We start from the raw sequence: 26,132 nt of genomic DNA, 5'->3' as shown, positions 1-26,132 counted from the left end.
GCGAACGCGTCGCGGGACCGTCCGCGGCATAGCGTCGGGGCATGCGTGTACTTGTGACTGGAGGCGCGGGCTTCATCGGCTCGCACATCGTCGCCGAGCTGATCGCCCGCGGGCACGAGCCGGTGGTCTTCGACCTGGCGCAGGACGGGCGGGACGTACGGGACCCGGACGCCGTGGCCCAGGCGTTGGAGGGTGTGCGGGCGGTCTGCCACCAGGCGGCCAGAGTGGGGCTGGGCAAGGACTTCGGTGACGCGCCCGGCTACGTGTCGGCCAACGACCTGGGCACTGCGGTGCTGCTGGCCGAGATGGCGCGGGCACGGGTGCCGAAGCTGTTGCTCGCCGGATCGATGGTCGTCTACGGCGAGGGACGCTACGAGTGCCCCGTCCACGGCGCGGTGCGGCCCGGCCCGCGCGACGAAGCCGACCTGAAGGCGGGGCGGTACGAGCCGCGCTGCCCGCTCTGCGGCGCCGAACTGGCCCCGGGGCTGGTCGCGGAGGACGCCCCGATGGACCCGCGCAACGTCTACGCCACGACCAAGCTCGCCCAGGAGCACCTCGCGTCCTCGTGGGCCCGGGCGACCGGCGGGCAGGTCGTCTCGCTGCGCTACCACAACGTCTACGGGCCGGGGATGCCCCGGGACACCCCGTACGCCGGGGTGGCCGCGCTCTTCCGGTCCTCGCTCGCGCGGGGCGAGGCGCCGCGCGTGTTCGAGGACGGCGGCCAGCGTCGGGACTTCGTCCACGTACGGGATGTGGCCGCGGCCAACGCGGTGGCGCTGGAGGCCCTGTCCGGGGCGCACGCGGCCGGCGGGCCCGCGGGCTTCACCGCCTACAACGTGGGCAGCGGCGACCCGAGGACCGTCGGCGACATGGCCGAGGCCCTCGCGGTGGCCTGTGGCGGCCCGGCCCCGGTCGTCACCGGCGAGTACCGCCTCGGCGACGTCCGCCACATCACCGCCGACTCGGCGCGCCTGCGGGACGAGCTGGGCTGGCGCCCGGCGGTTCCCTTCGGCGCGGGCATGGCCGAGCTCGCGGCAGGTGCGCACACCGAGCCCTGCTCCGAGTCCGGGGAGTCCGGGGAGCCCGGCGGGGGCATCCTGGTCAGCTGGCCGAGGTCGGCGGGGTAGACCGTGTCCGTGCACGCGGCCGGTCCCCGACGCCACCGGCGCGGGCCGACGGCGGCGCCGGAGGGCGCCGCCGCACTCCGTGGGACGGGCTAGCCGGCGGCCGCCGGCAGGGTCAGTTCGAAGCGGCAGCCGCCGGCGACATTGCGGACGTGCGCGTGCCCCGCGTGGGCCTCGACGATGCCCCGGACGATCGCCAGGCCCAGGCCCGCGCCCGAAGGAGGGGTGCGGGCCGGGGTGCCGCGCCAGCCCGTGTCGAACACGCGCGGGAGGTCCTCCTCGGGGATGCCTCCGCAGGCGTCGGTGACCGAGAGCACCACGGAGTCGGCCCGGCGCTCGGCGGCGATCGCGACCGTACCGTCGGCCGGCGTGTGGCGGATGGCGTTGACCAGGAGGTTCGAGAGCACCCGGGTCATCTCCTTGCCGTCCACCTCCACCGGCAGCGAGGCGACTCCCTCGCCGACCAGCCGTACGCCGTGCTCGCGCGCGAGCGCGTCGGTGCCGGCGAGGGCGTCGCCCACCAGATCGTGCAGGGACATCCTGGTGAGGGTGAGGGACAGCGCGCCCGCGTGGATGCGGGAGAGCTCGAACAGGTCGCCGACCATGGAGTTGAGGCGGTCGACCTCGGTGCGGATCTGCCGGTGGTAGCGGGCGGGATCGGCGGCCATGCCGTCCTCCAGCGCCTCCGACATGGCGCGCAGCCCCGCCAGCGGGGTGCGCAGATCGTGCGAGATCCAGGCCACCAGCTCGCGCCGCGAGGCCTCCAGGGCCCGCTCGCGCTCACGGGAGGCGGCCAGCCGTTCGCTGGTGAGGGCCAGCTCGCGGCTCAGCGCCGTGAGCTCGGCGGGGGCGGGCACCACCGGCGCCGCGAAGGTGCCCTCCTCCCCGAAGACCCGGGCCGCGGCGACGAGTTCCCGGCAGCGCCGGACGACCTGGCGGCCCAGCAGCAGCGCGGTGGCCATCGAGACGGCCGCGGCCGTCGCGACGACCGTGGTCACCACGGCCAGGTCGTGCGAGGACAGGAACATCGCCCAGGCCACCGTCAGCGTCCCGGCGAGCATCGCGGTCACGGCGACGGCGGCGACGATCGCGAGGGAGATGGCGACGCTGCGTCGGCGCAGTATCCGCAGGGCCACCGCCCCGAGCAGTCCGGCGGCGCCCGCGCCGAGCAGGGCGTACAGGGCGATCAGCAGAAAGTCACGCATGTCCGTCCTCCGCTCGTACGGCCGGAGCGGTCCCGGTCTCCGGCGCCGCCTCGAAGCGGTATCCGGCGCCCCAGACCGTCTGGATCAGTTGCGGGCTGCCCGGATCGTCCTCGATCTTCCCGCGCAGCCGCCGCACGTGCACGGTGACCGTCGACAGGTCGCCGAAATCCCAGCCCCAGACCTCACGCATCAGCCGCTCCCGGTCGCAGACCTGGCCGGGGTGCCGCAGGAAATAGGCGAGGAGGTCGAACTCCCGCAGGGTGAGCGCGAGCTCCCGGCCCTCCTTGTGGACCCGGCGGGCCGCCGGGTCCAGCGTCAGGCCCGCCACCGTCAGGCGCGGACCGGCCTCCGGGGCACCGGCCGGGGTGCCGGCCTGCGCCCGGCGGAGCACCGAGCGCACCCGCAGGACGAGCTCCCGCGGGCTGAACGGCTTGGTCACGTAGTCGTCCGCGCCCACCTCCAGGCCCAGGATCCGGTCGTCCTCGTCACCGCGGGCGGTGAGCATGATCACCGGGACGGGCCGGCCGCCGCTCTCCCCGGCGCCGTTCGCTCCTGAGCCGTTCGCCCCGGCGCTGTTCCCCCCGGAGCCGTTCTCGCGCGCGCGCAGTCGGCGGCAGACCTCCAGCCCGTCCATACCGGGGAGCATCAGGTCGAGGACCATCAGGTCGGGACGGTGCTCCTCGGCGGCGCGCAGGCCGGCCGGGCCGTCCGCTGCCAGGCGCACCGCGAATCCGGCCCGCTCCAGGTACCCGGCCACGACCTCCGAGACGGTCGGGTCGTCGTCCACGACCAGAACGGTGCCCAGGGCACCGCCCCGCCCGGTGCCGGGCCCGTCGGCGCGGGGCTCCTCGTTCGCACGGTCCATATCGCTCACTGCCATGACCCCAGGCTGTCATCCGTGCGGCCCCGTGTGGGGCGCGGACCTGCCCGTGGGGGACGGCGTCCGCGTTTCGTAAGGTCTGCGGGCCCCTTTTCCGCCCCTTCGATTCCTACGGTGTGGAGGGTGACTTCCTCAGCTTGTGCTCCGCCCCGCGCGGACCTCGTACTGCCGTGCCTCGACGAGGCGCAGGCGCTTCCCTGGGTGCTGGCGCGTGTGCCGGCCGGGTGGCGGCCCATCGTCGTCGACAACGGATCGACCGACGGCTCGGCGGAGATCGCCCGGAGCCTGGGCGCCACCGTCGTGCACGAGAGCCGGCGCGGCTTCGGCGCCGCCTGCCACGCGGGGCTCCTCGCGGCCCGCGCCGACCTCGTCTGCTTCTGCGACTGCGACGCCTCCATGGACCCCGGGCTGCTCGCCGCCATGGCGGTGCGGGTCGCCGCCGGAGAGGCCGACCTGCTGCTCGGCCGCCGCCGCCCGCAGGGGCGCGGCGCCTGGCCCGTGCACGCCCGTGCCGGGAACCTGGCACTGTCGCGGATGCTGCGCCGCCGCACCGGACTGCGGCTGCACGACCTCGGACCGATGCGGGTGGCGCGCCGCGAGGCACTGCTCGGCCTGGACCTGACCGACCGGCGCAGCGGCTACCCGCTCCAGATGGTCGTCCGGGCCGCCGACGCCGGCTGGCGTGTCGCCGAGACCGATGTCCCGTACCTGCCGCGCTCAGGGAAGTCCAAGGTCACCGGGACCGGGCGGGGCACCTTGCAGGCCGTACGCGATATGCGCAAGGTGCTCGCCGAGCCGCCGGGCACCCGCTCCGCACCCTCCGAGGGGATCTCCGCATGAGCACCCTCCTCGTCATCGCGAAGGCCCCCGTCGCCGGCCGGGTCAAGACCCGCCTCACCCCGCACTTCACCCCCGAGCAGGCCGCCGACCTGGCCCGCGCCGCGCTCCAGGACACCCTGGCCGCCGTACTCGCCACCCCGGCCCGGCGGCGCGTCCTGGTCCTCGACGGCGCCCCCGGGCCCTGGCTGCCCGACGGCATCGAGGTCGTCCCGCAGTGCGCGGGCGGGCTCGACGCCCGGCTGGCCGCGGCCTTCGCCGCGGCCGGCGGACCGGCCCTGCTCATCGGCATGGACACCCCACAGGTCACCCCGGAACTCCTTGCGCGGGGGCTCGACTTCGGCGAGACGGACGCCTGGTTCGGCCCCGCCGACGACGGCGGGTTCTGGGCGCTCGGCCTGGCCGAGCCCGACCCGGCCCTGCTCCTCGGCGTCCCCATGTCCCTGCCGGCCACCGGCGAGGCCCAGCGCGCCCGGCTGACGGCCTCCGGGCGCGCGGTACGGGACCTGCCCGAGCTCTGCGACGTGGACACCCCGGCCGACGCGGCACGGGTCGCCGCCGCCGTACCCGGTACCCGCTTCGCCGCCCTGCACTGCGGCCTCCGCGCGGTGACCCGATGACCGCCCAGCTCACCGAGCACGCCCCCACCGAATCCGCCCTTGCCTGGCGCGCCGACCCCTACGCCGACGCGCTGCGCGCCGGCCGCGGCCCGCTCTTCCTGCGGCGCTCGGACGGCTGGCTGCTCCCGCTGGACGTGGAGCGCTGGTGCGCCGAACCCGACGAGGCGGACGAGAGCGTCCTCGACCGCTGTGCCGGGCCGGTCCTGGACATCGGCTGCGGCCCCGGGCGCCTCGTCGCCACCCTGGCCGCACGCGGGCGGCGGGCGCTGGGCGTGGACGTCACCCCCGAGGCCGTGGCCCGTACGACACGGGCGGGCGGCAGCGCCCTGTGCCGCTCCGTCTTCGATCCGCTGCCCGGCGAGGGCCGCTGGGGCACGGTCCTGCTCATCGACGGCAACATCGGCATCGGCGGCGACCCGGCCGCCCTGCTCCGCCGCGCCGCCCGACTCGCCGCGCCGCCCGGCTCCCTGCTGATCGAGGTGGCCACCGCGGACGTGGACGAACGCGTCGAGGTGCACGTCGACGACGGCCGCGGCGGCCGCGGGGCGCCCTTCCGCTGGGCCAGGCTCGGTACCCGGGCCCTGTGCGCCGCGGCCGCGGACGCCGGCTGGTCCCGGGCCGTGACCTGGGAGGCAGCGGGTCGTAGCTTCGTGGGCCTGCGGCGCTGACCGCCGGACGGAAGGAACACAAGGAGGGGAGTTGACGCCGGACCGCGTCAACTCCCCTCCCGCATGCGTCGGTCAGTGCCGCCGCGCCACCCGCCGTACGCAGGCGCGCGCCGCGAGGTATCCGGCCGTGAGCGCGGCGAGGACCGCCATCGCCAGCAGCCAGTTGCGCAGGTAGTCCAGCGGCAGCACCGTCGCATTGGCCACGCCGCCGGGGCGCAGGAGCGGCGGCAGGGCGATCACCGTGAGCGAACCCGCCACGATCAGCGCGCCGCGCGCGACCCCGCGCAGCCGCAGACCCGCCGCCGCGGCCAGTGCCCCGACCGCGATCACCAGCGGGGCGACGAGACCGTCGTGCACGAGGAGTCCGCCCGCGAGCCACAGGGCGATCCGCCACGGCTCGGGCTCCCGCACCAGCAGGAAGCCGCCGAAGGCCATCACGGCCAGGCCGAAGCCGCCGACCGCGTAACGGAACGCCATCACACCACCTCCAGTCGGCCGACCCATTTGGTCTGGAGCACGCCCGGCCGGTTCGGAGCGATGATCCGCGCCGGGTATCCGTGGTCCAGGGACAGCACCTCCCCGTTGAGGCGCAGCGCCAGCAGGGTGAGCGGGTCCTGCGTGTACAGGCGGCCCATTTCCATCACCCGGTACGCGCCCGCCGCTTCCAGCGAGACCACCCGGCAGCGCGCGCCCGGGCCCGCTCCGGCGCGCTCCAGCAGGTCCCGTACCCGTACGCCCGTCCACCGGGCGGACTTGCTCCAGCCCTCCACACAGGCGATGGGCAGGATCACCTCGTGCTGCGGGAGTGCGCGCAGTTCGGCCAGTGTGAAGCTGTACGGACGCGGCCCGGCCACGCTGAGCCGCCACTCGGCCAGCGAGGCTTCGGTGACGCGCGCCGCCGCGGCCGTACGGTTCACCGGCAGCCCCTGAGGCCCGTGGGCCGGGCTGCGCGGGGCGAACAGGTCCAGCGGGCCGAGCGCGGTGACCGACTGTCCGACGGTGGTCAGCGTGACGGCGCCGACCCCCGCCGCGACGGCCGCGAGCAGCTGCCGCCGGTCCGGCCCGTCGGCCTCGGGCAGGGCCAGGGTGCCGGGGGAGCGGCGGGTGAAGTGCGCCCGGATCCGCGGCCATTGCACGGCGACGTGCAGCAGCAGCGCGCCCAGCAGGACCCAGGCGAGGGCGTAGTGCACCGGTACGAAGGAGAACGGCCAGGGGTACCACTGGAAGGTGTTCAGCAGCCCGGTGAACAGCTCGAGGATTCCGGCGCCGACCAGCACGGCCACCGAGAGGCGTTCCAGAGCGTGTCGCACGGAGCGCACCGGCGGCCACGCGAAGAGCCGCGGGTAGACGGCCCACAGCTTGGCCAGGAGCAGCGGGATCGCGGCGATGCCGGAGGCCACGTGCAGCCCCTGTGAGAGCCGGTAGCCCCAGTACGGGCGGCTCGGCAGCCGGTCGGCGAGCCAGGTCGGCGGGTGCTGGAGGTAGTGGCTGAACACACCGGTGGCGAAACAGACGAGGACGGCGAGCCCGAGCAGGCGGCCGATGACGGTCGCGGTACGGGCGTCGTGCAGCCGCGCCCTGAAGGTGATCGGCGGGCCGTGGGAACGAGTGAGGCGCATGAGCCCATGACACCCCCGGCAGTGCGCCGATGGGTGGGTGGAACACCTTACGGAATGCGGACATGCGGGGCTGTGCCCCCCCTTCCGGGCCCGTTGCTGGAACGCTGCGGGCGTGAAACCGCGTACCGCCCCCGCCGACCGTCCCGCCGCCCCGGCCGCCGCTTCCGCTGCCGCAGGACCCGCCGCCCTCACCGCCGCGACCCTCGCCGTCCTGACGGCCGCCCTCGTCCTCACCGTCCGCCACGACGGCTACTTCACCGACGCCGCCGGGCTGTTCAGCCGGTACGCGGCCTGCTGGGCGCTGTTCGCCCTCGCGCTCCTCGCGCTCCGCAGGGTTCCGGCCGCCCACGTCCTGCCGCTGCTCGTCGCCGGGGCGCTCGCCGTCACCCTGACCGGGCTGGTGGCACCACCCCGGACCAGCACCGATTCCTACCGCTACGCCTGGGACGGGCGGGTCCAGTCCGCCGGCATCTCCCCCTACGACCACGCCCCGCAGGACCCGGCGGTGGCCCGGCTGCGCGACCCCTGGCTCTTCCCGACCGGCGCCGCGTGCGCCGGCCCGGACCGGGCTGCCGTCCCGGGCGGCCCCGTCCCGCACTGCACCCGGATCAACCGGCCCGCCGTGCACACCATCTACCCGCCCGTCGCCGAGGTGTACTTCCTCGCCGTCGACCGGCTCTCCCCGGAGGGCGCGCGGCACAAGCCGCTCCAGATCGGAGCCGGTCTGCTCTCCCTCGGCGTGACCGGTGCACTGCTGCTGATCCTTCGCCGCCGGGGCCGCGACCTCCGCCGGGCCGCCTACTGGGCCTGGTGTCCGGCCGTACCGATCGAGGCCGTCAACAACGCGCACGTGGACGTACTGGGCGTGCTGCTCGCCGTGACCGGCCTCGGGCTCGTCGCGGCGCGGGGCACCGGCCGCCGGGCCGCCGGCGGCCTGGTCCTGGGCGCTGCGATCGCCACCAAACTCATGCCCGCCGTCGTCATGCCCGGCGCCCTGTCCGGGGTGCGCCGGATCCGCGACGCGGCCGCCGTCCTGGTACCCGCCACCGCCTTCGTCCTGCTCGCCTACCTGCCGTACGTACTCCTGTCGCACAGCTCGGTCCTCGGCTACCTGGGCGGCTACGTGGACGAGGAGGGCTACGACGACCCCTCCGCCGGCTCCCGCTACGCCCTGCTCCGCCTCGTCCTGCCGGACAGCTGGGCGCTGCCGGTGCTCCTCGTCGCGATGACCTGCGTATCGCTGTACGTGATGTGGCGCGGCGACCCGCGCCGCCCGTGGAGCGGCGCGCTCCTGGTCACCGGCTGGGCCTTCGTGCTCCTCACCCCCGGCTACTCCTGGTACGCCCTGCTCCTGATCGCCCTGGTGGGCCTGGACGGGCGCTGGGAGTGGCTGGGCCCGGCCCTGGCGGGCGCGGCGGTCTACCTCCTCGCACCCGTCCTCGGCCACCGGTCGGCGCTGAGCGCGATCGCCTACGGCGCCGCGGTCCTCCTGGTCCTCGCCGTCGCCGCGATCCGACGCCGGTGCGGGGCCCGATCCGGACCTCCGGGAGGGCGCGACGACGGCCCTCCTCGGCCGGTGTGACGCCGAGGGCTCAACCGTTGCCGGCCGCGGACCTGATCGACCGGCTGTACCTCCTCGTCCGCGCCGGGACAGCCGGCGGCGGACAGCGTCTGTTCGACCGGGTCAGGAACGCGTGAGGAGGACGAGTTGCCGCGTCGCGCGGGTCATCGCGACGTAGCGGTCGACCGCTCCCTCGATGCCGGTGCCGAAGGTCTCCGGGTCGATCAGGACGACGAGGTCGAACTCCAGTCCCTTCGACAGTCCTGGGGTCAGCGACCGGACCCGGGGCCGCGCCCGCAAGCCGCTCACCCCGCCCTCGTGGGCACTGATGACGCAGGCCACCCCGTCGGCATGCGCCTCGAGCCAGCCGTCGAGGATCGAGTCCAGGTCCGCGACGGATCCGTGGACCACGGGAACACCGCTGCTGCGGACGGAAGTCGGCACGTTGGCATCGGGAAGAGCTTCCCGGATGGCCGGTTCGGCCTCCGCCATGACCTCTTCGGGCGTGCGGTAGTTGATGCTCAGTGAGGCCACGCTGATCCGGTCGAAGCCGATCCGCTCCAGCCGTTCCTGCCACGACTGGGTGAAACCGTGCCTGGCCTGGGCGCGGTCACCGACGATGGTGAAGCTACGGGACGGGCAGCGCAGCAGCAGCATCTGCCACTCCGCGTCGGTCAGTTCCTGCGCCTCGTCCACGACGATGTGCGCGAACGGTCCCGTCCGAGTAGAGCAAGTGGGCGCAACGGTGCAGCGCCACCACGGTCTTGCCCGTACCCGGACCGCCGTCGACGACCAGCGCGCCCCGGGAACCCGCGCGGATGATCGCGTCCTGGTCGGACTCGATGGTGCCGAGCACATCACGCATCCGCGGCGACCGGCTGCCGCCCAGGCTGGCGATGAAGGCGGACTGGTCGTCGAGCGCGGCGTGCCCCTCGAACCCGTCGGCGGTGAACACCTCGTCCCAGTAGTCACCGATCCGGCCGCGGGTCCAGCGGTACCTGCGGCGGCTCGCCAGACCCATCGGCGCGGCATGCGTCGCGGCGAAGAACGGCTCGGCCGCGGGCGAACGCCAGTCGATCAGCAGCCGGCCCCCGAGCCGTCGTTGAGGCCGAGCCGTCCGATGTACACGGGCTCCGGGTCGTCCGCACTGACGATGCGTCCGAGGCACAGGTCCAGGCCGAAGCGGCGCAGGGCCCGCAGCCGGCCGGTCAGCCGGTGGATCTCCGCGTCCCGGTCCATCGCCTCCCGGCCCGGACCGCCGGGCGCGCGGCGCAGCTCGCCCAGGCGGCCGGACAGCTCGGCGATCGTCTGCTCAAGGCTCTCCGCGAGGGCCGCGAAGTGCTTCTCGTCAGCGCCGACCAGTGCCGGGTCGGCCTTGGTCCGAAGGCGGTCGGGAAGGTGGAACGCACTGGTGGTCAGCGGGTTCGTGTCAGCGGCGGAACGCACTCTGTGGATCTCCCGTTTTCGCAGGTCCTGGCTTCTACGAGCGATTCTGCGGTACGACTGGGGCCTTGCCGCAAGCCCCCCTGCGCGCTATAAGTTGAGAGTGGAAAGAGGTGGGTACTCCCCTTTCCCCCGACGGTCCGCTCTCGTTCGGACGTCCCGCACACCGCTACTGCGCACTGCGCACCGATTTCCTCGTCGGCCCTCCTCGCCGAGTGGCGGCGGGCGGCGCGCTGCGTGCACCGAACCCGCCCCGCCCCTTCCGGTGCATCCCGCACCCCGCCGCGTTCATTCGTCCGGCCGAGTACCGGATGCCGCCCGGCGCGGGCTGGGGCAGGCTGTGGGGGCAAGGAGAGCCGCCACCACCGCCTGTCCCGGCGCACTTTCAGCGTCATCCACCGATCCTCCGGGATCCCCGGCTCCCGACCCCTGAGGAGGTCAGCCATGCAGGGTGACGAGAGCGCGGGCGAACTCGCGGTACTGCGCGCCAGGGTCGCCGCCCTGGAATCGGAGGCCGCGAGGCGGACCCCGCCGAAGCACCGGACGAAGTCACTGCTGTCCGCGCTGCTGATCATCATCGGCTGTGTGCTCGCCCCCCTGGGCATCGTGGCGTCCTGGACCTCCGGCATCGTGGGCAACACGGACCGCTACGTCTCCACGGTCGCCCCGCTGGCCTCCGACCCCGATGTGCAGGCGGCCGCCGCGAACCGCGTCACCGGCGCCCTGATGGAGCACCTCGACCTCGCGACCCTGCTGGAGGACGTGGCCCCCGAGCAACGCCCGCTGCTCCAGAAGGCGCTGGGCAAGCTCGGCGGCTCACTGGAGGGCGCGGTCAGCAGCTTCGTGAAGGAGAAGGCGCAGGACGTCATCGCCTCGGACCAGTTCGAGACGATCTGGACCAACGCCAATCGCACCATCCACACCTCGCTCGTCAAGGCGCTGACCGGCAGCGGTGACGGCGCGGTGGAGATCAAGAACGACGCGGTCACCATCGACCTCGCACCGGTGATCGAGCAGGTCAAAACGCGGCTCGTGGACGCCGGAATGGGCGTCGCGGCCAGAATCCCCGAGATCCACACCGACTTCACCGTCGTACAGTCCAACGACATCGGCCGGGTCAAGACGGGCTTCCGGCTGCTCCAGCTCGCCGGCGTGTGGCTGCCGATCCTCGCCGTACTGCTCGTCGCCGCGGGCGTCCTGCTCTCCGCGCACCGGCGGCGCATCCTGGTCACCGCGGCCCTCGCGGTCGCGTTCGCCGTCGCGGTCCTCGGTCTCGGCCTGACCGTCTTCCGTACGGTCTACCTCAACGCGCTCCCGGACACCGTCTCCCAGGCCGCGGCCGGCTCCGTCTACGACGCGATGATCCGCCTGCTGCGCACGACGATCCGCATGGTCGTCGTCCTCGGCATCGTGATCGCCCTCGCCGCCTGGCTCTCCGGCCCGGGCAAGTACGCCACGGCCGCCCGTCAGATCTGGCACTCCGGGATCGTCGCCACCCGCGCCACGGCCGACCGGATGGGCCTGCGCACCGGCCCGGTCGGCCCGTTCATCCGGCGCCACCGCGCCTGGTTCACCTGGGGCCTGGTGGCGATCGCCGTCCTCGTCTACGTCCTGTGGTCCTACCCCACCGGCTGGGTGGTCGTGGGCCTGGCTCTCGCCCTGCTCTTCGCCCTCGCGGTCACGGACTTCCTCGCCGAGGACACGAACGCCCCCGTCGAGGGGACGACCCCGAGTCCGCACCCGTCATGACGGGGCGCCGGCCGGGTCGCGTGCGGCGCCCGGTTGTGCGGCCGGGATGCGCTGGGTGAAGAACAGCGCGACCAAGGCGGCGAGAGCGAGGATGGCGAGCGCGGCCCGCAGGCCGTCGATCCGCGCCTTCTCGTTCGCGTCGAGCGCTGCCTGTGCCACCACCGGATCCGTGCCCGCCTCTTCGAGGGCCGTGGTGAGCTGCTCGTCCGACAGGAAGGGGGCGCTGCCGGCGAGAGCGGTGTGCGCCTGGTTCTTGACCTCGGCCGGGATCGCCGGGTTCTGGTCGATGGTGGCGAGGAACGACCCCGCCAGCACGGCGATCATGATCGACCCGGCGACGGCGGTGCCGATCGAGGCGCCGAGGTTGGTGACCGTGTTCTGGATGCCGCCGACCTCGGCGCTCTGCTCGTCCGTCACGGCCGATACGGTCACGGCCCCGAGCTGGGAGGCGAGCAGCCCGATCCCGAGTCCGATGAGCAGCATGGGCACGGTGACGACCCCCGCGCCGGAATCCGGGGTGAGGGCGGCCATCAGGATCACGGCGCCGGCGAACATCGCCAGGATTCCGCACCGCACGACGCGCCGGGGCGAGGCGTTCGGACGGAACCTCGGCACCCCGATCGCGGCGGCGAGCAGGGTGATGGAGAGCGGCAGGATGAGCGCGCCCGTGTGGAGGGCGGACAGGCCGAGCGCCACCGACAGGTAGAGCGGGACGACGAAGAAGACGCCCATCTGCACGAGGTACTGGAAGAGGAACATCGTCAGCCCGCCGGTGAGCTGCCGGTTCTGCAGGAGTTCCGGGTCGACGAGCGGTTCGACACCGCGCCGCACCAGGCGCGTCTCCCAGCGGAAGAACAGCCAGACCAGCATCAGCCCGGCCAGCACCAGCCAGACGACGGGCGAGAGGGAGAACCAGGAGGGGCCTCCCGCCTTGGGCCGGAACCAGCCCCATTCGCTCGTCCGCAGTACCCCGAACACGAACAGGCCGATGCCCGCGGCGGACAGGATCGCGCCGAGTACGTCGATCCGCGGCCGGTGCTCCGGAGGCGCGTCGGCGATCCGGCGGGCGAGCAGCAGGATGACGAGCACCATGACGACCTCCCCGGCGAACACCCAGCGCCAGGAGAAGAAGGTGGTCGCCGCACCGCCGATGAGGGGTCCGACCGCGATCGCCACCGCTGCGGCCGCTGCGACGAGGCCGTAGGCGGCGGGCCGTTGCTCCTTGTCGAAGTTGGAGGCGACGAGTGCCACGATCGCCGGCAGGATCAGCGCCGCTCCCACGCCCTCAAGGAACGACCAGCCCAGCAGCAGGACCGTCAGGTTCGGGGCGAGCGAGGTCGTGAGCGATCCGCACCCGTAGACGACACACCCGATCATGAAGGCCCGTTTGCGGCCGATGAGCGCGCCGACCTTGCCGCCGCTGATCATGAGCATCGCCATCACCAGCGTGTAGGCCGTGATCGCGCCCTGCATTCCGCTCACGGTGGTGCCGATGTCCTCGGCCACCGTGGCGATCGAGACGTTCATGACCGAGCTGTCCAGGGCCATCAGAAACTGCCCGGCGGCGAGTGTCAGCAGGATGAGCCGCGTGTTCCCCTGGTTCCCCGCCGCCCCGGCCGGTTCCGCCTTCGCTGCTGTCATGGGCGCAGCGTGCCACGGCCGTCGGAGGCGGCCGGGCACCTCGCCCGCCGATTCAGCCGACTGGCCGTAGCGCCGGCCCGGTCCGGCCCAGACGGCGCAGGGCTCCGGCCGAGCGGTCGGGCTCAGGCCGCGACGGCGGTCACCTGGCCGGACGTGATGGCGTCCACCAGCTGCTGGTGGTCGCGTTCGTTGCGGTCCGCGTAGCTCTCCGCGAACCGCACGAGCGCCCGGTCGAAGGCGTCACCGCGGCCCAGGTACGCGGCGATCGCGATCCGGTCGCCGGAGCGGGCGTGCGCCCGGGCCAGGGTGACCCCGCACAGGCCGGCGAAGACCCGCATACCGCGCGGCACCATCCGGGCGGGCTCCGCGATGCCCTTCCAGTCGCGCAGCTGGCGTACGTAGAAGTCCCGTTCGAAGCCGTCGAACCCGTGCGTCGTCTGCCAGCCGAGGAAGATGTCGCTCGCGGCCTGCATCAACCGCTGGCCGGCCACCACCCGCTCGCCCTGGGTGGCGTACTCGCTGGCACCCGCGTACGCCGCGAGCACCGATTCACCGGCCTCCTTGGCCTGGAGGAGCAGCGGGTCCTCGCCGTCGCGGCCCAGGAGCAGCACGATCCAGCAGCGCGTACCGACACTGCCGACGCCCACCACCTTGCGCGCCATATCGGCAATCGAGTACTGCCGCAGCAGGTACCTCCGGTCCGTCTGGAGGCTGTCCGCGTACCGCCCGACCAGTTCCCGGATCTGGTCCTCGAGCGCGCCGCGCTCCTGGTCCGGCAGCAGTTCCGAGAAGGGTGTGATCAGCTGCGGCACGGCGGCGAAGCGCCGACTGCCGTCGACGACCTCGGTGAGCTTCTCGAACGCCTGCAGGCTGTCTCGCCCGCGCGCCTTGCTGAGCGCCTCGGACACGTTCTTGCGGCCGCGGGTGTGCAGCGAGCCCTCGGCCAGCGCCTGGAGGTGGCTCTCGTCCACCCTCGCGTACCACACGTCGAGATGGCGCATCCCGGCGAAGGTGCGCATCTGTTCACGGTAGGAGCCCACGCCGGACAGCACGATCTCCGCGCGCTCCCGGTCGGAGAAGCCGTTCTCCCGGCCGGCGATGACCAGGCTCGTCGCGAGCCGTTTGACGTCCCACTCCCACGGCCCGGGCAGCGTCTCGTCGAAGTCGTTGATGTCGAAGAGGAGGTTGCGCTCGGGGGAGCCGAGCAGTCGGAAGTTCAGCATGTGCGCGTCGCCGCAGAGCTGGACGTGGATCCCGGAGTCGGGGGTGTCGGCCAGGTCGCCCGCCATGATGGCGGCAGCGCCCCGGTAGAAGCGGAACGGCGACTCCGCCATCCGGCCGTAGCGGATCGGCACCAGTTCCTGGACCCGGGTGGCGGACTGCCGCTCGATGACGTCCACCGGATCGGCGCGGTGGGACGAAGGCTCGAAGTCCCCGTGGGCGGATCTCGGCGTCCGCGCCCGGGCGGCCCGGCCGCTCGCGGCCCGGTCCTCGGCCGGGAGCCCGGATCCGCCGCCGTTCGCATTCGCGGTAGCGGTCGTGTCGCGCATCGTCATCGCTGTGCACCTTTCGGCGACCGGGGCCCCGTCTCCCAGCATCGCACTCACCCTCTAGGGGCGCTCCTCACGCGGCCTGCCGGGCAGCGGGCTGCCCAGCCGCCGGGCCATGTACGGCTCCTGGGCCAGCGCGGCGCCCGTGGTGATGCCCACGGCGACCGCCACGCAGAGCACGATCAGCCACGAGAGGATGACGAACACCGAGCCGGTGGACCCGTACGCCTCGAGCGACCGGTTGAGGGCGATCGGCATGTAGACGCGGGCGCCCAGCGACAGCGCGGTGATCGCGGCGGCCGTGAGCAGGGCCCCGGGCAGCAGTGGGGGCCACCGGATCATCGCGCCCAGCAGCAGGTGCTGGCTCCACCACCACGCCCCGGTCTGGAACAGGAGCGTGAGGGGGATCCCGAGCCACAGACCGGCTCCGAATCCCTCGCGCACGGGGCCCTGGACGATCAGCAGGACCATCCAGGCGGCGATCCAGGCGAACCAGCGCCAGATCGCGATCCGCGTCCCGGACCGCGGGATCTGCCAGGCCCGTCTGCACAACCGCTGCATGGCCCGGCTCACGGCCGTGGCCGACAGCAGCACGATCACGGCGCCGGCCACTCCCACCGCGTTGCGGATGTCGTCCTCGCCGGATCCGTTGAACACGTCCTTGAGCTGTTCGTCGGCCTGACCGGAGAGCCCGAACATCGTGCGGACCGAATCGACCAGCTGGTCCCGTACGCCCGCCGGGGCGAACGAGGCGACGACGAAGAGCAGGGGTACGGCGGTCAGGAAGCACTGGGCGGCCAGCCGGGTGGCGGAGTCGAAGATGTTCACGACGACCATGCGCTCGGTGATGTGCGTGATCACCGGGAACCGGGTCTCGGCCCGCGCCTGCAGCCCCCTGGCGGACGCAGCCACCTCCCGGGAGCGGGCGCGCCACCGTGCCATGCGCTCCGACGGCATCAGCGGCGCGCAGCGAAGTGCGGCACGCGCGGCGGATGCCGGGTCGTCGTCATGGCGGTCTCCTTCGTGTGCGTCCAGGTTGGTGGACGCGGCCGGAGGCGGCATCTCGATGGGCAAAAGGTGTAGGCCCCCGCAGTGGTGCGTAGTGTCGGATGTCGTCACACGATTGGGGCGCCATGGTCCTCGACCTCATGCTCATCGCGCTGGCGATCGCCCTCTACCCGCTGCCCATGATGGCGTTCATCCTCGTGGTGTCCTCGCCCAGAGGGGTGTGGAAGGGGCTGGCCTTCATCCTGGCCTGGCTGGCCAACCTCGTCGCGGTGATCGCGATCGTGCTGGCGCTCACCGGCGGCCAACCCCCGGCGCCGCGTTCTCCGCCCGGGGTGGCGGCGCTCGCGGCCAAGCTGGCCATCGGGGTGTGGCTGGTCGTCTACGGAGCGCACCGCTACCGCCGTCTGAAGGCGAAGGCCGTCCGGGACACCACCCCGAAGCCGTCCCGCATGGACATCGGCTCGCCGTGGGCCGCGGCGGGGCTGGCCGTACTGCTCCAGCCGTGGGGCATGGTCGCGGCGGGCGCGACGACCGTGGTCCAGGCCGACACCTCGCACGCCACCACCTACCTCGCGCTCCTGGGCTTCTGCCTGCTCGCCAGCTCCTGCCTGCTCGCCGCGGAGCTGTACATGGTGTTCGCACCGGAGGCCGCCCAGGCCCGGCTGCTGCGGATGCGGGCGTGGATGGAGGGCCACAAGGACGAGGCCATCGTGTTCGTCTGCCTGCTCCTCGGACTGTGGCTGACCGCGCAGAGCATCTACGAGCTGACCGGGTGACGCGCGGGGTGTCACACCCGTGTGCGGGTGGCCGGTGGGCCGAAGGCCGGCGGCCAGACATGCGGGGGCGCGGGCAGCGTGCTGGAATGAAATGAACTTCCCCCTCTCCGACAGGAGCTGCCATGAGCAGCGAGCCCGAGGCGCGAGCCGATTTCGGTGACATCGACGAACTGGGCCCGGTCGACTACATCGTGGTCGAGTTCCCGGGCAACCGGATGACGGGCGAAGGGCTCCCGATCCTCGTCGATCTCGTCGACCGGGGCATCATCCGCATCTTCGACTTCGCGTTCATCCGCAAGGAGGCGGACGGCACGGTGACGGCGGTGGAGCTCCAGGACCTCGGCGGCGAGGTCGACCTCTCCGTCTTCGAGGGCGCCTCCTCCGGCCTGCTCGACCACAGCGACATCCAGGACGCCGCCGGCGCGCTGGCACCGGGGAGCGCTGCCGGGATCATCGTGTACGAGAACACCTGGGCGGCGCCGTTCGCCCGTGCCCTGCGACGCGGCGGAGCGCAGCTCGTGGCCGCCGGACGGATTCCCGTGCAGGCCCTGCTGGCGTCTTTGGACGCCTTGGAGGACCCGCCCGCCGGAGAGTGAAGACCACAGAGCCTGGAGATGAGCATCATGCCCGGACTTCTTCGCGGGGTCGCCCGCACCGCGGTCATCGCGGGCACCGCGACCGCCGTGTCCAACCGCGTGTCACGCCGCCAGGGCGGCCGGTGGGCCCAGCAGGAACAGCAGCAGCAGGAACAGCAGCAGCAACAGCAGGCGGCGGCAGCACCGCCCCCGCCGCCCGCCGCGTCCCCGGCGGACGACATGACCACCAAGATCGACCAGCTGAAGCAGCTCAGTACCCTCAAGGAACAGGGCGTGCTGACCGAGACGGAGTTCGCGGAGCAGAAGCGCCGGCTGCTGGGATAGGGCGCCAGGGCGCAGGCCCCCTTCCGTCATAGGGTGAATCCGCACGTGACGGACGGGAGGCTGAGGTGGCCGAGACGGTGGCAGGGACGACGGTGGCCGAGGTGATGGCCGAGCTGGCCGCGCTCGAGGACCCGAAGGCGCGCGCGGTGAACGAGAAGCACGGTGACGATCACGGTGTGAACCTCGGCAGGCTGCGCGCGATCACGAAGCGGCTCAAGACGCAGCAGGACCTCGCCCGCGGGCTCTGGGAGACGGGAGACAGCGCGGCGCGCCTGCTGGCGCTCCTGATCTGCCGGCCGAAGGCGTTCGGGCGCGACGAGCTGGACACCATGCTGCGCGAGGCGCGCACGCCCAAGGTGCAGGCCTGGCTCGTGAACTACGTGGTGAAGAAGAACCCGCACTCCGGGGAGCTGCGGGCGGCCTGGTTCGCCGATCCGGATCCGGTGGTCGCGAGCGCCGGCTGGGCTCTGACCTCACGGCGAGCAGGCCTCGATGCGCACCCGGTCGTCGGCGTGGTCGGTCAGGAAAGAGGCCAAGGCCCGGCCCTCCTCGTCGACGGCGTCGCGCTCCGCGGGGGACAGGCGGCTCAGCGGGGTGACCACGAGCGCGTCGTCGGACCGCGACCACGTCGCGCGGACGCGTCCGTCGACCAGCACGACGCGCTCGCCCGCGACCGACAGGCCGCGGTGGGCGTCGTCGATGATCCGGGTGCGGTCCTGGTAGCCCAGGATCGCGTTGTCGAAGGCCGGCAGGAACCTGACGGGCGCGGGGGTGTCGGGGTCCGGGCGCGGTGCGTCGGGCCGATCGTTCAGGTCCACGGGCCGAAAGGAGCGCACGCGCGTCCACAGACCGGTGAAGGGCTCCTGCGGTTCCTGTGCCTGCATGCCGCACAGGTGCGTGACGACGTCGACGGCCGGGGCGGCGGTGCGGTCGAGCAGGAGCTGCCGGGCGAGCGTCGCACGGTTGAGGGAGCGGGTGTCGAGAACGGTCATCGGGCCGGACCGCCCCGGAGGTTCGGACGGGTCGTCGTCGTGAGGGACATGGTGGCTCCCAGCCTTCGATGGGTTGAGCGGTGGGCCGCTGTGTCCCCACACTCCCCTCGGTAGAGGACGGAATCTGTCCGCTACCTCCCGCAGAATGCTCCTTGTGCCGAAGACCTCCGCGCGGCTGCTCGCGCTCCTGTCGCTGCTGCAGGCCCGACGTGACTGGCCGGGGGCGGAGCTGGCGGCGCGCCTGGACATCAGTGCGCGCACCGTCCGCCGCGACGTGGACCGTCTGCGCGAGCTCGGCTACCCCATCGCGGCCTTCAAGGGGCCCGACGGCGGCTACCGGCTCGATGCCGGTTCGAAGCTGCCGCCGCTGCTGTTCGACGACGACCAGGCCGTCGCCCTCGCCGTGGCCCTCCAGACGGCCGCGGCGACCGGCTCCGGCCTCGGGGACGCGGCGGCGCGCGCGCTCGTCACCCTCCGCCAGGTGCTCCCCACCCGGTTGCGCCACCGGATCGACATGCTCCGGGTGACCGTCGTCGCCGCGCCGGACACCCGTCCGGCGCAGGTCGACAGCCAGGTCCTGATGCCGGTCGGCGCCGCCATCCACGCGCGCGAGGAACTGCGCTTCGACCACACCCCGGCCGGCGCGTCCGCCCCGACTCAGGACGACGCCCCCGTGAACCGGCGCCGGGTGCAGCCCCACCACCTGGTCGCCCGGGGAAGCCGCTGGTACCTCCTGGCCTGGGACCTCGACCGCGACGACTGGCGCACCTTTCGCGTGGACCGCATCTCGCCCCGCACTCCCACCGGCCCCCGTTTCGCCCCGCGGGAGCTGCCAGGGGGCGATGTGGCCGCCTTCATCACCAGCAGGTTCCGCGGATCCGACGGTCCGGCCGACTGGCCCTGCCGCGGCGAAGCGATCCTGGACCTGCCCGCGGCCTCCGTCGCCCCCTACGCCCCCGAAGGACTCGTGGAGGAGCTGGGACCCGAGCGCTGCCGACTGGTCCTCGGCTCCTGGTCGTGGATCGGCCTGGCCTCGGCGATCGGCCGGTTCGACGCCGATGTCCACGGCGTCCGGCCCGCCGAGCTGAGGGAGGCCTTCGCGCAGCTCGCCCGCAGCTCGCCCGCCGCTGCCGCTGCCGGCCCCGTCCCACCCGCGTTCGGGGCGACGTGACGCGTACGGTCACTCCCCGGCGCCCGCCGCCCGCCGGGCCCGGGCGTCCAGGACCGCGGCGGTGAAGCCCGCCAGCTGGGCGCGCAGCTCCTCACGCGGTACGCCCTTCTCGCCGGCCAGGTACGCGACCAGGTCGGCCCGGGTGGCCGCGAGCAGTGCGTGGGCGGTGAAGTCGCTGTCGGGCGGGCCGGGGATGCTCCGCAGCAGGTCCCGGACCAACGCGTGCCACCGGTCGTAGTGTTCGGTCCGATAGGGGCTGTCCGCACCGCTTCCCTCCAACGCCAGCGCGAGGTGGCGGTTGTCGAGCTTGAAGCACAGGACGGCGTCGAGCAGGGCCGGCAGGCGTTCGAGCGGGGGTGTGGCCGGGCCCAGTGGCTCCGGGCCCTGTTCGACCGCTTCCCTGATCGGTGCGAGCCGCGCCTCGGACAGCGCGCGGATCAGCCCGGTGCGATCGCCGAAGGCGCGAAAGAGCGTCGCCTTGCCGACGCCGGCCGCTGCCGCGATGTCGGCCATGGTCACTTCTTCCGGGCTCCCGCACCGGGCGAAGAGGGTGTCGGCGGCCGTGAAGACGGCCGCCCGGTTGCGGACCGCGTCCTTGCGCGGCTTGCGTTCGGCGGTCATGGTGCTGCCCCTCCGGCTTGCGATACGGACCGACGGTCCGTATCTTCGAAGATAGAAGCGGACCACTGGTCCGTATCGTAGTGGACGGAGAGCCGCCATGCCCGCAATCACCTCACCCCCCGACCTGTACCGCCACAGCCTGCGCCTGCTCCTGGACAAGGACATCGCCTCATGGGTCGCTCTGTGGTCCGAGCGCGGAGTCATGGAATTCCCCTTCGCCCCGCCGGGTTGGCCCCGCCGGCTGGAAGGGCGCGAGGCCATCGCCGCCTACATGCGCGACTATCCCGACCACATCGACCTGCACGACTTCCCCGAGCTGCGGATCCACGAGAGCGCCGACCCGCGGACCATCGTGGTCGAGATGCGGGCAGTGGGCCGTGTGGTCGCGACCGGCGACCCCTTCGACATGACCTACATCGCCGTCGTGACCGTCCAGGACGGGCGGTTCACCTCCTACCGCGACTACTGGAACCCCCTCGCCGTCCAGGACGCCGGGACGGACTTCGCCACGGATCCCGCGAGGAGCAGCGCCCGATGAGTACGATCGACCCGACCGGCGTCACCCTGGTCATCGGTGCCACTGGCACCACCGGCAGCCGCACCGTCGCGCAGCTGACCGCCGCGGGCCGGCCCGTCAGGGCCGCGAGCCGCCGCGCCGGCCCGCTCCCGGGCGCCGAACCGGTCCGCTTCGACTGGTACGACCCCGCCGGCTTCGATGCCGCCGTGACCGGTGCCGACCGCGTCTACCTCGTACCGCCCGTCGGCGACCCGGACCCGGCCGCGGTCATGCTGCCCTTCCTCGACCGGGCCCGCGCCGCGGGCGTACGCCGTGCCGTCCTCCTGAGTTCCTCGGCGATCGCCGAGGGCGGCCCGGCGGTGGGCCGGGTACACCGGGCCCTGCCCGGCCTGTTCGACGAGTGGGCGGTACTGCGCCCCTCCTGGTTCATGCAGAACTTCACCGGCACCCACGCACACGCCGACAGCATCCGCGCCGACGGAGCCGTCCTGACCGCCGCCGGCGCGGGCCGGGTCGGATTCGTCGACGCCGACGACATCGCCGCCGTCGCCGTACGGGCCCTCACCGACGACCGCGCCCCCAACGCCGACCTGGTCCTCACCGGCCCGCAAGCGCTCAGTCACGACGACATCGCCGCGATCCTCACGGACGTCACCGGCCGGCCGGTCGTCCACCACCACCTGACCTACGAGGCCCAGCGCGACCGTCTGGCCGCGGTCATCCCGCCCGAGTTCGCCGCGATGCTGGCAGGGATGGACCGGGACATCGCCGGCGGGTCCGAGGACCGCACCACCGACACCGTCCGCCGCCTCACCGGTCGCCCGCCGCACGGCTTCCGGGCGGTCGCCGAACGCGAGCTCGGCGCTCCGGCCGCTTCGGCCGCCGCCGTTCACCCGGAGAGCCCAACGGGCGCGGGCTCCGGGGGACGCCTACGCTGAAACGGCAACCCACCCCCACGACCCTGCTCCCGCTCCCGCGGTCAGGGGTGACGGGCCCGGCTCAGTTCAGCACCGAAAGGCGGATCCGACATGGCCACCAGGTCTGACGCTCCCGTTCTCGACACGCTCGCCGCGATGACCATCGACTCCATAGAGCACTGCAATATGGACGAGAAGACGCTCATCACCACCCGCATCGCCGCCCTCGTGGCCATGGACGCGCCGGCGATCTCCTACCTCGCCCACATCAGCCCCGCGGTCAAGGCCGACTTCACCGTCGAGCAGCTCCAGGACGTGCTCGTCGCGATCGCCCCCGTGGTGGGCACGGCGCGCGTCATGTCGGCCGCGGGCCACATCGCCCAAGCGTTCGGCGTCGCCATAGCCATGCTCGAGAGCGAAGCCGAAGCCATGGCCACCGCCGAGGCCGAGAGCCGCAAATCCTGATCCACACGGCCGACGGGCCCGTTCGTGCTCCGGACGATCGCGCACGAGCCGGCCGCGACCCGGGCGCCCCGGGTCGCGGCCGGCTCGTTCCCGCTCAGCCGCGGGCCGGTGTGAGGAGCACGAAGTCGGCGTTGGACGGGTCGAGGCAGACGGCCAGCCGGCCCACGCCCTCCGCGTCCACCGGTCCCATCTGTACGCTGCCGCCGTTCCCGGTGACCCGCGCGACCGCAGCGTCGCAGTCGGCGACGGCGAAGACCGGGTGCCAGTACGGCCGTCCGCCCGCGAGGGCCAGGTGCTCGGCGGGCAGCTCCATGAGGCCGCCGTGCATGCGTTCCTCGGGAAGTCCGGCGGGGGTGATCAGGGTGTAGGTGCCCTCGCCGCCGGGCATCGCCATCTCGCCGTACTGCCAGCCGAGCACATCGCCGTAGAACTCCTTGGCGGCCGCCGCGTCGGTCGTGTACAGCTCGGTCCACGACAGTGAGCCGGGCTCGTCCACCAGCTCCACGCCGGCGTTCCTGCCCGGCTGCCAGGCGGCGAACTCTCCTCCCAGCGGGTCGGTGTACTGCGCCATCCGGCCCCACTCGCCGAGGTCCCGGGGGGCCACCCGAACCGTGCCACCTGCGTGCTCCACGGCCCGGGTCGTGGCGTCCGCGTCGGTGACGCTGTAGTAGATCATCCAGGCCGGGCGGGCCCCCTCCTCGGTGAGCCTGCCGAGCCCGGCGACGACCTTGCCGTCCTTGCGGAACATGCCGCCTTCCGTGTCCTCGCCCTCGCCCATGGACTCGTACTCCCACCCGAGCACGGTGCCGTAGAAGGCCGCGGCGGCGCGGACGTCGGGGGTGCCGAGGTCGAGCCAACAGGGGGAACCGGGGGCGAAGTCAGTGGTGATCATGGCGATGCCTTTCTCGGGGCCGGAACGACCTCAGCCTGGCACCGCACACGTGCCGTCGCCCGTCGACGCGGAGGTCCGCGATGCGCCGTGCGCGGTACGTCGTGCGCCGGGCCGCGGGCCCTGACCCGGTTGCGTCGCTCCGTCCGCGAGGCGGAGCAGGAGGTCGTCGACGAGCCCGTCGGTGAAGCTCTGGTCGACGGGTTCCGCCGTCACCAGCACGCGGTGGTAGATCGGCCCGACGAGCCGGTCGATCTCCGCGGCCATGTCGAGGCCGACGGGGAGTTGACCGCGTCGTACCGCGCGTTCCAGCGGGAGGCGGTCGCGCCGTCGCTGCTCGTCGAGGTACCCGGACCGCAGGACGGCGGCGAACGCGGGATCGTGCTGGGCGTGCCCGATCAGGGCCCTGAAGACGGCGCCCGCGTCGGACCGGGTGAGGAACAGGGCCAGTTGGTGCAGGTGGGAACGCAGGTCCAGGGCCAGGTCGCCGTGGTCCGGCGGGGTCAGGGCTTCGGCCGCGTCCTGGAGGAAGGCGTCGAGGAGGATGTCGGTCTTCGTCTTCCACCAGCGGTAGATGGTCTGTTTCGCCACGCCCGCCCGAGTGGCGATGCCCTCGATGGTGACACCGCCGAAGCCCTTCTCGACGAGGAGGCCGTCGGCCGCCTCCAGCACTGCCTGGCGGGCCTGTTCGCTGCGGCCGTGCCTGTTCCCGTGGTGGCGCGCCGCCCGTTCGGCGCCGCTCGGCCCGGCTGCCCCGCTCGGCCCGGCTGCCCCGGCCGCCCCGGCGGTCGTACGTCCTTGCTCCATGTCTGCCTCCTGGGCCCAGGGTATTCCAGAACCTCTAGACGTTACGCAACGGTGCGTCTAGTCTAGTTTTCATGACATCGACCGGCACAGCCGTCAGCACCCTCGAAGACCCCCGCGTCGCCTCCGCCCTCGACCGGATGTTCCGGCAGGCCGAGGGGGACGAGGCGACCAGTAGCCGCATCCGGGCGGCCCGGCCCGAAGGCTTCACCGCAACCGACCCGCAGGAGCAGGCCGACGCCAACGCGCAGGTGTACATGCCGATCTCGGCCGAAGGCGGCCGGCTCCTCTACAACCTGGTCCGCGCGGCCCGCCCCGCCACCGTCGTCGAGTTCGGTACGTCCTTCGGCATCTCCACGCTCCATCTCGCCGCCGCCGTACGGGACAACGGCACGGGACGCGTGATCAGTACGGAACTGAGCGCGGCCAAGGCGGCGGCCGCCCGGCGGACCTTCGCCGAGACGGGCCTCGACGGCCTGATCACCGTGCTCGAGGGCGATGCCCGCGAGACCCTCGCCGAAGTCGACGGCCCCGTCGGCTTCGTCCTCCTCGACGGGTGGAAGGGCCTGTGCCTTCCCGTACTGCGCCTGCTCGAACCACACCTGACGCCCGGCGCGCTCGTGGTGGCCGACGACGTCGACCTGGAGGACCTCGCGCCCTATCTCGACCACGTCCGCGACACCCGCAACGGCTACCAGAGCGTCACTTTCCCCGTGGAGGAGGGCATGGAGATCAGCTGCCGCCTCTGATCCGGGACGCTCCTCCTGACGTCGGGCCGTGCAGGATTCATCACCCTGGTGCCAAAGCGGCGGTCCGGCCGAACCCTCCGGGGCGGGGCGACGTGTTCGGGGTGTCCACGTTTCGCGGCTCTGCGGGGCGGCCGAACGTACCGAACCAGCAAGGGGATTCCGATGTTCCGTACGCGTACCCGTACCCGTGCCGCGCAGAACGGCGCCCGGCCGACGGCAGGCGACCTCGCGCCGGAGGGCGGCCAGGGCGTGGCCGCCGTCCGGAACCCGGCCGCGAAGTCCGTCCGCTTCGGCGGCTGAGCGCCGTCGTGAGCGCGCACTCCGGCCGCCCCCGGGGCGCCGTACGTCCGGGCGTCCTGGTCCTCCTGCTCGTCGTCCTGGCCCTCCTCGGCGGCGCGACCGCCTGCTCCACGCAGGCCGCGTCCTCGTTCCGGCGGGCCGTACCCGGCTTCTCCAACCCCGTGATCCCGGGGCTGTGGACTCCGGAGCGGATGGCCGACGCGGCCGCGTCCGACCGTGCCGTCGCGGACGGGCTCGGCGTCGACCGGGGGGAGACCGACCCCGAACCGGCACCCGTACCGGCCCGCCCCGAAAGCGCCCCGTACCGCACGAGTGCCCCCACGGTGGGCAAGGTCTTCTTCGACGGGCCCGACGGGCCGAGCGTCTGCTCCGGGACAGCAGTCCAGGACCCGGCCCGGCCGGGCCGCTCCAGCCTGGTGTGGACGGCGGCCCACTGCGTCCACGGCGGCAAGGGGGGCACCTGGCACCGCAACATCGTCTTCGTGCCCTCCTACAACAACCGCGGCCTGGCCGACCCGTCGAGCCGCACGGCCGACGTCGCGCCCCTCGGCACCTGGTGGGCGGACCGGGCCGCGACCTCCGAGGAGTGGATCGCCGAGGGCGCCACCACCGGCGGCGACGGATCGTCCGGCGACTACGCGGTGCTGCACGTGGCCCGCAAGAACACCCGCGCCTCCCTCCAGGAGACGGCCGGGGCGGCCGTACCGGTCTGGTTCGACGCCCCGCCGACGGCCGCGATCGCGGCGATGAGGGCCTGGGGCTACCCGGCCGCCGACCCCTTCGACGGGGAGCGGATGTTCACCTGTCAGGACCGCCCCGGACGGCTGTCCCTGCGCCCCGACCGGCCGTCGCTGTACCGCATCGGGTGCACGATGACGGGCGGTTCCTCCGGCGGTGGCTGGTTCGCCCGGCGCCCCGACGGCACGCTCGCCCTGATCAGCAACACGTCCATCGGCCCGACATCGGCCACCTGGCTCGCCGGACCGCGCCTGGACCAGGAGGCCAGAGTCGTCTACGCCACGGTCAGCAGGGACTCCGCCCCCTAGCTGGACTCCTCGGGATCCTGCCGACCCGACCCGACCGGCGGCCTCGCCGTGCGAGATTGT

Annotated in this window: 27 protein-coding genes and 2 pseudogenes; 17 read left to right on the top strand and 12 right to left on the bottom strand. The window is 73.2% G+C overall.

The features are described from left to right. The first annotated feature begins 41 nt into the window (after nt 1–41). Nucleotides 42–1,127: an NAD-dependent epimerase/dehydratase family protein gene (locus ACIQZO_RS09930; RefSeq protein WP_403622793.1), complete on the top strand. Its 1,086-nt coding sequence runs from the start codon at nt 42–44 to the stop codon at nt 1,125–1,127. 89 nt (nt 1,128–1,216) lie between these two features. Here ACIQZO_RS09930 and ACIQZO_RS09925 read toward each other — a convergent pair whose 3' ends face one another. Both ACIQZO_RS09925 and ACIQZO_RS09920 read right to left on the bottom strand, forming a co-directional pair. After that, complete coding sequence (locus tag ACIQZO_RS09925; RefSeq protein ID WP_403622790.1) at nt 1,217–2,329, bottom strand: sensor histidine kinase; 1,113 nt, start codon at nt 2,327–2,329, stop codon at nt 1,217–1,219. Then, nucleotides 2,322–3,209, bottom strand: coding sequence for a response regulator transcription factor (locus ACIQZO_RS09920; protein ID WP_403622787.1), 888 nt, complete (start codon nt 3,207–3,209; stop codon nt 2,322–2,324). Before ACIQZO_RS09920 ends, ACIQZO_RS09925 begins: the two co-directional genes overlap by 8 nt. Nucleotides 3,210–3,332: 123 nt before the next feature. On the opposite strand from ACIQZO_RS09920, the gene ACIQZO_RS09915 reads away from it, so the two are divergent. Genes ACIQZO_RS09915 through ACIQZO_RS09905 form a run of 3 tightly spaced genes read left to right on the top strand, consistent with a single transcriptional unit; the run spans nt 3,333 to nt 5,334 of the window. Further along, nucleotides 3,333–4,049, top strand: coding sequence for a glycosyltransferase family 2 protein (locus ACIQZO_RS09915; RefSeq protein ID WP_403622784.1), 717 nt, complete (start codon nt 3,333–3,335; stop codon nt 4,047–4,049). Continuing rightward, nucleotides 4,046–4,666 (top strand): DUF2064 domain-containing protein, encoded by a 621-nt coding sequence (locus tag ACIQZO_RS09910; protein ID WP_403622782.1) that lies wholly within the window; start codon nt 4,046–4,048, stop codon nt 4,664–4,666. The genes ACIQZO_RS09915 and ACIQZO_RS09910 overlap by 4 nt, the downstream gene beginning before the upstream one ends. Continuing rightward, on the top strand, nt 4,663–5,334 hold the full coding sequence (locus ACIQZO_RS09905; RefSeq protein WP_403622779.1) for a methyltransferase domain-containing protein: 672 nt from the start codon (nt 4,663–4,665) through the stop codon (nt 5,332–5,334). The genes ACIQZO_RS09910 and ACIQZO_RS09905 overlap by 4 nt, the downstream gene beginning before the upstream one ends. 72 nt (nt 5,335–5,406) lie before the next feature. Here ACIQZO_RS09905 and ACIQZO_RS09900 read toward each other — a convergent pair whose 3' ends face one another. Both ACIQZO_RS09900 and ACIQZO_RS09895 read right to left on the bottom strand, forming a co-directional pair. Then, nucleotides 5,407–5,811, bottom strand: a complete 405-nt coding sequence (locus ACIQZO_RS09900; RefSeq protein ID WP_403622776.1) for a hypothetical protein — start codon at nt 5,809–5,811, stop codon at nt 5,407–5,409. Next, nucleotides 5,811–6,953 (bottom strand): molybdopterin-dependent oxidoreductase, encoded by a 1,143-nt coding sequence (locus ACIQZO_RS09895; protein WP_403622773.1) that lies wholly within the window; start codon nt 6,951–6,953, stop codon nt 5,811–5,813. Before ACIQZO_RS09895 ends, ACIQZO_RS09900 begins: the two co-directional genes overlap by 1 nt. 112 nt (nt 6,954–7,065) lie before the next feature. Between ACIQZO_RS09895 and ACIQZO_RS09890 the strand changes: the two genes are divergently transcribed. Continuing rightward, entirely contained in the window at nt 7,066–8,535 is a 1,470-nt protein-coding gene (locus ACIQZO_RS09890) for a glycosyltransferase 87 family protein (RefSeq protein ID WP_403622771.1), read from the top strand. 102 nt (nt 8,536–8,637) lie between these two features. On the opposite strand, the pseudogene ACIQZO_RS09885 reads toward ACIQZO_RS09890, so the two are convergent. Beyond that, nucleotides 8,638–9,960, bottom strand: a pseudogene (locus ACIQZO_RS09885) (hypothetical protein). Nucleotides 9,961–10,401: 441 nt separating this feature from the next. On the opposite strand from ACIQZO_RS09885, the gene ACIQZO_RS09880 reads away from it, so the two are divergent. Then, on the top strand, nt 10,402–11,706 hold the full coding sequence (locus ACIQZO_RS09880; protein WP_403622768.1) for a hypothetical protein: 1,305 nt from the start codon (nt 10,402–10,404) through the stop codon (nt 11,704–11,706). Here ACIQZO_RS09880 and ACIQZO_RS09875 read toward each other — a convergent pair. The 3 genes from ACIQZO_RS09875 to ACIQZO_RS09865 form a co-directional block, all read right to left on the bottom strand. Then, nucleotides 11,701–13,347 (bottom strand): MFS transporter, encoded by a 1,647-nt coding sequence (locus tag ACIQZO_RS09875; protein ID WP_403622765.1) that lies wholly within the window; start codon nt 13,345–13,347, stop codon nt 11,701–11,703. The two genes, ACIQZO_RS09880 and ACIQZO_RS09875, sit on opposite strands and share 6 nt — an antisense overlap. Before the next feature lie 122 nt (nt 13,348–13,469). Next, on the bottom strand, nt 13,470–14,897 hold the full coding sequence (locus tag ACIQZO_RS09870; RefSeq protein WP_403623372.1) for a DUF2252 domain-containing protein: 1,428 nt from the start codon (nt 14,895–14,897) through the stop codon (nt 13,470–13,472). A gap of 60 nt (nt 14,898–14,957) precedes the next feature. Further along, nucleotides 14,958–15,839 (bottom strand): YhjD/YihY/BrkB family envelope integrity protein, encoded by an 882-nt coding sequence (locus tag ACIQZO_RS09865; protein WP_403622762.1) that lies wholly within the window; start codon nt 15,837–15,839, stop codon nt 14,958–14,960. A 191-nt stretch (nt 15,840–16,030) separates the two neighbouring features. Here ACIQZO_RS09865 and ACIQZO_RS09860 point away from each other — a divergent pair, with 191 nt between their 5' ends. From ACIQZO_RS09860 to ACIQZO_RS09845, 4 genes and pseudogenes are all read left to right on the top strand, one after another. Beyond that, nucleotides 16,031–16,681 (top strand): GAP family protein, encoded by a 651-nt coding sequence (locus ACIQZO_RS09860; protein ID WP_403623370.1) that lies wholly within the window; start codon nt 16,031–16,033, stop codon nt 16,679–16,681. Between the two features lie 122 nt (nt 16,682–16,803). Continuing rightward, nucleotides 16,804–17,277: a DUF6325 family protein gene (locus ACIQZO_RS09855; protein ID WP_403622759.1), complete on the top strand. Its 474-nt coding sequence runs from the start codon at nt 16,804–16,806 to the stop codon at nt 17,275–17,277. A gap of 27 nt (nt 17,278–17,304) precedes the next feature. Continuing rightward, a complete protein-coding gene (locus tag ACIQZO_RS09850; RefSeq protein WP_403622756.1) occupies nt 17,305–17,601 on the top strand; it encodes an SHOCT domain-containing protein in 297 nt (98 codons plus the stop codon). Nucleotides 17,602–17,705: 104 nt separating this feature from the next. Beyond that, nucleotides 17,706–18,143, top strand: a pseudogene (locus ACIQZO_RS09845) (DNA alkylation repair protein); the annotation flags it as partial. On the opposite strand, the gene ACIQZO_RS09840 reads toward ACIQZO_RS09845, so the two are convergent. After that, complete coding sequence (locus ACIQZO_RS09840) at nt 18,075–18,593, bottom strand: DNA glycosylase AlkZ-like family protein (RefSeq protein WP_403622753.1); 519 nt, start codon at nt 18,591–18,593, stop codon at nt 18,075–18,077. The pseudogene ACIQZO_RS09845 and the gene ACIQZO_RS09840 sit on opposite strands and share 69 nt — an antisense overlap. A gap of 154 nt (nt 18,594–18,747) precedes the next feature. Here ACIQZO_RS09840 and ACIQZO_RS09835 point away from each other — a divergent pair, with 154 nt between their 5' ends. After that, entirely contained in the window at nt 18,748–19,764 is a 1,017-nt protein-coding gene (locus ACIQZO_RS09835) for a helix-turn-helix transcriptional regulator (RefSeq protein ID WP_403622750.1), read from the top strand. A 9-nt stretch (nt 19,765–19,773) separates the two neighbouring features. Here ACIQZO_RS09835 and ACIQZO_RS09830 read toward each other — a convergent pair whose 3' ends face one another. Beyond that, a complete protein-coding gene (locus tag ACIQZO_RS09830) occupies nt 19,774–20,385 on the bottom strand; it encodes a TetR/AcrR family transcriptional regulator (protein ID WP_403622747.1) in 612 nt (203 codons plus the stop codon). A gap of 97 nt (nt 20,386–20,482) precedes the next feature. Between ACIQZO_RS09830 and ACIQZO_RS09825 the strand changes: the two genes are divergently transcribed. From ACIQZO_RS09825 to ACIQZO_RS09815, 3 genes are all read left to right on the top strand, one after another. Continuing rightward, complete coding sequence (locus tag ACIQZO_RS09825) at nt 20,483–20,923, top strand: nuclear transport factor 2 family protein (RefSeq protein WP_403622744.1); 441 nt, start codon at nt 20,483–20,485, stop codon at nt 20,921–20,923. Then, the gene (locus ACIQZO_RS09820; protein WP_403622741.1) at nt 20,920–21,840 is read left to right on the top strand and encodes an NAD(P)H-binding protein; all 921 of its coding nucleotides are present in this window, start codon (nt 20,920–20,922) and stop codon (nt 21,838–21,840) included. The genes ACIQZO_RS09825 and ACIQZO_RS09820 overlap by 4 nt, the downstream gene beginning before the upstream one ends. 90 nt (nt 21,841–21,930) lie before the next feature. Further along, complete coding sequence (locus ACIQZO_RS09815) at nt 21,931–22,284, top strand: carboxymuconolactone decarboxylase (RefSeq protein WP_403622738.1); 354 nt, start codon at nt 21,931–21,933, stop codon at nt 22,282–22,284. 94 nt (nt 22,285–22,378) lie between these two features. Here the strand turns inward: ACIQZO_RS09815 and ACIQZO_RS09810 are convergent, their stop codons facing one another. Both ACIQZO_RS09810 and ACIQZO_RS09805 read right to left on the bottom strand, forming a co-directional pair. Next, nucleotides 22,379–23,176: a VOC family protein gene (locus ACIQZO_RS09810; RefSeq protein WP_403622735.1), complete on the bottom strand. Its 798-nt coding sequence runs from the start codon at nt 23,174–23,176 to the stop codon at nt 22,379–22,381. A 30-nt stretch (nt 23,177–23,206) separates the two neighbouring features. Then, on the bottom strand, nt 23,207–23,980 hold the full coding sequence (locus ACIQZO_RS09805; RefSeq protein ID WP_403622732.1) for a TetR/AcrR family transcriptional regulator: 774 nt from the start codon (nt 23,978–23,980) through the stop codon (nt 23,207–23,209). A gap of 71 nt (nt 23,981–24,051) precedes the next feature. On the opposite strand from ACIQZO_RS09805, the gene ACIQZO_RS09800 reads away from it, so the two are divergent. The 3 genes from ACIQZO_RS09800 to ACIQZO_RS09790 all read left to right on the top strand — a co-directional run bounded on the left by ACIQZO_RS09800 (nt 24,052) and on the right by ACIQZO_RS09790 (nt 26,072). Continuing rightward, a complete protein-coding gene (locus ACIQZO_RS09800) occupies nt 24,052–24,726 on the top strand; it encodes an O-methyltransferase (RefSeq protein ID WP_403622729.1) in 675 nt (224 codons plus the stop codon). Between the two features lie 162 nt (nt 24,727–24,888). Beyond that, entirely contained in the window at nt 24,889–25,026 is a 138-nt protein-coding gene (locus ACIQZO_RS09795) for a hypothetical protein (protein ID WP_403622726.1), read from the top strand. Nucleotides 25,027–25,034: 8 nt separating this feature from the next. After that, on the top strand, nt 25,035–26,072 hold the full coding sequence (locus tag ACIQZO_RS09790) for a trypsin-like serine peptidase (protein WP_403622723.1): 1,038 nt from the start codon (nt 25,035–25,037) through the stop codon (nt 26,070–26,072). Nucleotides 26,073–26,132 lie beyond the last annotated feature (60 nt).

It is taken from the genome of Streptomyces sp. NPDC097617, from assembly GCF_044761485.1.
In the GTDB taxonomy this organism is placed as follows: domain Bacteria; phylum Actinomycetota; class Actinomycetes; order Streptomycetales; family Streptomycetaceae; genus Streptomyces.
This window is presented reverse-complemented; position numbering and strand designations above follow the sequence as displayed.